Source organism: Clostridium sp. 1001270J_160509_D11 (assembly GCF_015667935.1).
Taxonomy (GTDB): domain Bacteria; phylum Bacillota; class Clostridia; order Peptostreptococcales; family Peptostreptococcaceae; genus Intestinibacter.
On sequence record NZ_JADPET010000174.1, the window covers coordinates 1 to 5149 of the forward strand.

A 5149-nucleotide genomic window follows, 5' to 3' on the forward strand; every position below is an offset into this window, starting at 1 on the left:
CGAGCTTGAGTATTTTTCTTTTTGTTCTTTTGAGAAATTTTTTTCATTTTTCTTTTATATTTTTTTCTTACTACAATATAAACTATAAATAATAAAAATGCTAATATTAAGAATAAAATTATCTTAAATAAAACGTTGAAGAAGTTACTCTCAGTGAAAAATGCAAAAGTACTATGCAATTCACTAGTAGATACTAAATCTATAGTTTTTTCTAGTTTTTTACCGTTATAGATTTCTAATGTACCTACTTTGTCGCCTTCATAAATTGGTAAATCATAATCTAATTTTTCTTTATAAGAGTAATCAGATTCAGTAGATTCCCCATTTTTCATAACTAATTTATAACTAGATTTTGGTTTATAAATAAATTCTTTCTCTTTAGTCAATAATACTCTTTTGGTTTTTGTATAATCTTCTTTATTGATAATTGTTTTAGATGTATAATTTTCAAATCCATAATCAAGTAAAGTTCTAGAATCTACATATACATTAGTTCCATTACTTTTGAAAACTGCTGCTATAACTCTCATATCATTTTTGACAGCACTACTTAATAAACATCTACCAGCATCATCTGTATATCCAGTTTTTATACCATCGACAATATCGTATTTTATAGGAACAGATTGACCCTTATAATTCATATTATCATTTGATGTTAAAAATAAATTGGTATTAGTAAAATAACGTGAAAAATGTACCTTGCTATTAGGTGTATTTTTTTCTTTAAATGAAATTGATTTTGTATTTACAATTTCACGTATAGTTTTTTCACTCATTGCTTTTCTAGCTAGCATTGCCATATCATATGGCGTTGTATAGTGATTTTCATCTGGAAGACCATGTGGATTGTTAAAATGAGTATTTAACGCACCAGCTTTTTTGGCTTCTTCATTCATTAAATTTGCGAATTCCTCAACCGAACCACTAACATATTTTGCTAATACAACAGCTGCATCATTAGAAGAATGGATTAACAAACCTTGTAATAATTCTCTAACTGTGAATATTTCTCCTACTTCCAGATACATACAAGAACCATCAACGCCAGGAGGTTCTGTAATTTCAATAGGTTCATCTAGATTTTTAGTATTCTTAACTGTTAAATAAGCCGTCCAAATTTTAGTTGTAGATGCCGGATAAACTTTTGAATCAATGTTTTTTCCCCCTAAAACTTGTCCAGTCTCATAATCAATAACAACCCCATAATTAGATATTAAATCCACATTATCATATGTTTCAGCAAAGGCTGTAATAGAAGAATTGATTACCATCATAGCAGTTATTAGACATACTAGTAAGAATGATAGCTTCTTTTTCATTTTATACCTCCAATTTATAAACTTACATTTTAGTATAACATATTTTTGGCAATAATCTATAATAAGGAGGAAGAAAAATGAAGAATAAAAGAAAAATAATAGTTTTTATAATAATTATATTAATTTCAATATCTAGTTTAGTATTTAAAGGATATTTCTCTGATGAAACTTATGTACTAAATGAAAGTGATAATTTATCTTCTAATGAAGAAAATATTAAAAAGGAATATTCAAATGAAAGCGAGTCAGAAAGTAAATCAATTAAGTCAAAAGAAGAATCTAATAATAAAAATATAGGTTCTAAGAAAATCACAATATATGTAAGTGGGGAGGTTAAAAATCCAGGAATAGTAACCTTAAATAGTGATCAAAGACTTGCAAGTGCTGTAGAAAAATTAGGCGGTGTTACTGAAAATGCAGATATGAATAATATAAATCTAGCTATGAAGTTAGAAGATGAAATGCATTATATAATACCTAAAAAAGGTGAAAAAATAGAAACAAGTACAAATAATGATAAAATGAACTCATCTAATAATACAATATCTCAAAATACTTATACCTCTAAAGAAAATCAAGAAAGTAAAGATAGTGACAAAATAGATATTAATACAGCTGATATTGAAGAATTAGACAAAATTCCAGGGGTAGGGGAAGCTACAGCAAATAAAATTTTGAATTATAGAGAAGAAAATGGTCAGTTCAAAAGCATAGAAGAAATTAAAAATGTAAACGGAATTGGAGAGAAGAAATTTGAGAATATGAAAGAATTAATTTGTGTAAAATAATAACTAGTAATAACGAAATGGAATATAAAAATAATAAAAAACTGTATGGAAAATAGGTTTATCATGATAAAATAGAAAAAGTAAATCATAAGTAAAATCACATTATACAGTGTGATAAAGCTAAAATCTATAAAATAAAATTGAGAGGGAAGTTATGAACAAAAGGTTAAAGAAATTAACTACAGCAACATTAGTAACAGCAATGTGTATAACATCAGTTGGTTGTAGCTCTAAAAGCAATACAGCTAGTAACTCTGCTTCTTCAAATTCAGAAGCGGTAGCAGGTTACCCAGTCGAAGTAACAACTTATAATTATGCAGGAGATGAAGTTAAGACAACTTATGACAAAGCTCCAGAAAAAGTACTTGCAGTATATCAAGGATCTATAGAAACAATGTTAGAATTAGGTCTAGAAGATAGATTAGTTGCTGCAGCTGGTCTAGATAATGAATTAGATGAAAAATATAAAAAAGCATTTGAAAAGGTTGAATATTTAACAGAATTTACACCATCAAAAGAAACTGTAACAGCATTAAATCCAGATATGATACTTAGCTGGGGTTCAATATTTGCAGAAGACAAATTAGGTGATGTAAATACATGGATAGATAAAGGATGTAATACATACATAAACACTAATACAAGAAGAAAAGAAGGCGAAAAGAGAACTATACAAAATGAGATGACTGATATATTAAATTTAGGAAAAATATTTAATGTAGAAGATAAAGCTCAAGAAATAGTAAATAATATGCAATCTAAAATAGACGAAGCTTTAAAAGCTGCAAAAGGTCAAGATAAACAAAATGTATTAATGTTAGAATTCTTAGGTGACGAAATAACAAACTATGGAGAAAATAGTTTAGGTGGAGATATGATAACATCTCTAGGAGCAAACTTAGTAGCAAAAGACCAAAGTAAATTAGGAAAAGAAGATATAGTATCTTTAAATCCAGATGTAATATATGTAGTATATATGCCTTATTCAGGTGATGATCCAGAACAAGTTAAACAAGATGCATTAAATAAATTATTAGAAGACAAAGCATTCAGCAGTTTAGATGCAGTTAAAAATAAAAGGATAGTTCCAATAATGCTTGGAGATATGTATGCTTCAGGTGTTCGTACAATAAACGGTATAGAAACTATATCACAAGGTTTATATCCTGATTTAAACAAATAATATGAATAAGAAATCAATCAAAGAGTCTACACCTATGTATATAGGTGTAGCTTTAATATTATTAATAATACTTGTCGGATCAGTTATGATATCGGTTACCCTAGGGAGTGCCAAAATTTCGGTATCAGAAGTTTACAAAGTTTTAGGATATAAAATTTTAGGAATTAAGTCGTTTAGTGAGTATGCAACTGGACCTATACATGATGTCGTATGGATAATAAGATTTCCACGTGTAGTATTGGCAATAGCTATAGGTATGGCATTAAGTATTAGTGGAGTTGTTATGCAGGCTATAGTAAAAAATCCTCTAGCAGACCCATATATCTTAGGAATATCATCAGGTGCATCACTTGGAGCAACATTTGCAATAATGCTTGGATTTGGGGCTGTATTAGGAGGAAATTTTGTTGGAGTAATGGCATTTATAGGAGCTTTATTAGTTTCATTTGGAGTATTACTATTAGCCAATATAAAAGGTAGTGCGACTTCTTCAAAATTAATTTTAGCAGGTATGGCGCTAAGTGCAGTATGTTCTTCATTTTCAAATTTTATAATTTATATAGCAAATGATAAAACAGGAATGCAAAGTGTGACTTATTGGCTTCTTGGTAGTTTAGCAGGAGCCAAATGGGAAACTAATATAGTTATACTTCCTGTTGTTATTATAGCGTGTATATTCTTCTGGAGCAGATACAGAGTATTAAATTTAATGCTTTTAGGTGACGATGTGTCTATAACTTTAGGTACAGACTTACACAAGCCAAGACATATATACTTAATAATAACTTCAATAATGATAGGACTTTCTGTTTATTGTGCGGGAGTAATAGGATTTGTAGGACTTATAATTCCTCATGCAGTCAGAATGTTATTTGGTACAGACCATAAAAAATTAATACCTATATCTGCATTAGTCGGTGCTATATTTATGATTTGTGCTGATGCTTTATCTAGAATAGTTATACCAAATTCAGAAATGCCAATAGGAATCTTAATATCAATGATAGGTGCACCTGTATTTATCTATCTAATGGTAAAAAGATCTTATGGATTTGGAGGTGCTGAGTAGTGAATATATGTGCGACAGATATAAAAATGGAAATAGGAAATAATGAAATATTAAAAGGCGTATCTATAGACTCTAAAAATAAAGAGTTTGTAGGAATAATAGGCCCAAATGGAAGCGGTAAATCTACTTTATTAAAATGTATATATAGGACATTAAAACCGAATGGAGGATGTATAATGTTAGGAAATACACCTATATCTACAATGAGTGTAAAAGAGTCTGCTAAAAAACTGGCTGTAGTAGCACAACACAACTACTATAATTTTGATTTTTCGGTTGAAGAAGTAGTACTTATGGGGCGTTCTCCACATAAAAAAAGATTAGAACCAGATAACAGTAAAGACTACCAAATTGTCAATGAATCATTAGATAAAGTTGGAATGTTAGAATTTAAAAACAGAAGTTTTTCTACTTTATCAGGTGGTGAACAACAAAGGGTAATTTTAGCTAGAGCTTTGGCTCAACAAACACCTTGTTTAATATTAGATGAACCGACAAATCATCTAGATATTAAATATCAATTATCACTTTTAAATATAGTAAAAGACTTAGACTTAACTATAGTAGCTGCTATACACGACTTAAATATTGCCGCAATGTATTGTGATAGACTATTTGTAATGAAAAATGGCAAAATCGTGGGAAGTGGAACGCCACAAGAGGTTTTAACTAAAGAATTTATTAAAGAAATTTACGATATAGATGTTGAAATTGTAAATGACTCAAAAGGTGATATGCATATTTTATATAGTAGATAATTATATATTTTCTAATAAAATATAATTAT

General features: G+C 28.8%; 5 protein-coding genes. 4 read left to right on the forward strand and 1 reads right to left on the reverse strand.

The features are described 5' to 3' along the window. The coding region (locus tag I4U58_RS12460) for a D-alanyl-D-alanine carboxypeptidase family protein (RefSeq protein ID WP_195931667.1) at window positions 1-1322 on the reverse strand (1322 nt) is incomplete at its 3' end. Window positions 1323-1399: 77 nt separating this feature from the next. On the opposite strand from I4U58_RS12460, the gene I4U58_RS12465 reads away from it, so the two are divergent. From I4U58_RS12465 to I4U58_RS12480, 4 genes are all read left to right on the forward strand, one after another. Further along, window positions 1400-2110 carry a helix-hairpin-helix domain-containing protein gene (locus tag I4U58_RS12465; RefSeq protein ID WP_195931668.1) on the forward strand — a complete coding sequence of 237 codons (711 nt, stop codon included), beginning with the start codon at window positions 1400-1402 and terminating at the stop codon, window positions 2108-2110. Window positions 2111-2264: 154 nt separating this feature from the next. Beyond that, a complete protein-coding gene (locus tag I4U58_RS12470; protein WP_195931669.1) occupies window positions 2265-3293 on the forward strand; it encodes an ABC transporter substrate-binding protein in 1029 nt (342 codons plus the stop codon). Between the two features lie 34 nt (window positions 3294-3327). Then, entirely contained in the window at window positions 3328-4362 is a 1035-nt protein-coding gene (locus I4U58_RS12475) for an iron ABC transporter permease (RefSeq protein WP_243269631.1), read from the forward strand. Beyond that, window positions 4362-5120: an ABC transporter ATP-binding protein gene (locus I4U58_RS12480; RefSeq protein WP_295571498.1), complete on the forward strand. Its 759-nt coding sequence runs from the start codon at window positions 4362-4364 to the stop codon at window positions 5118-5120. Before I4U58_RS12475 ends, I4U58_RS12480 begins: the two co-directional genes overlap by 1 nt. The last annotated feature ends 29 nt before the right edge of the window (window positions 5121-5149 follow it).

Coding starts and splice junctions, on each gene's coding strand:
- I4U58_RS12475 (WP_243269631.1), top strand. CDS start 3,328: ATGTATATAGGTGTAGCTTTAATATTATTAATAATACTTGTCGGATCA.
- I4U58_RS12465 (WP_195931668.1), top strand. CDS start 1,400: ATGAAGAATAAAAGAAAAATAATAGTTTTTATAATAATTATATTAATT.
- I4U58_RS12470 (WP_195931669.1), top strand. CDS start 2,265: ATGAACAAAAGGTTAAAGAAATTAACTACAGCAACATTAGTAACAGCA.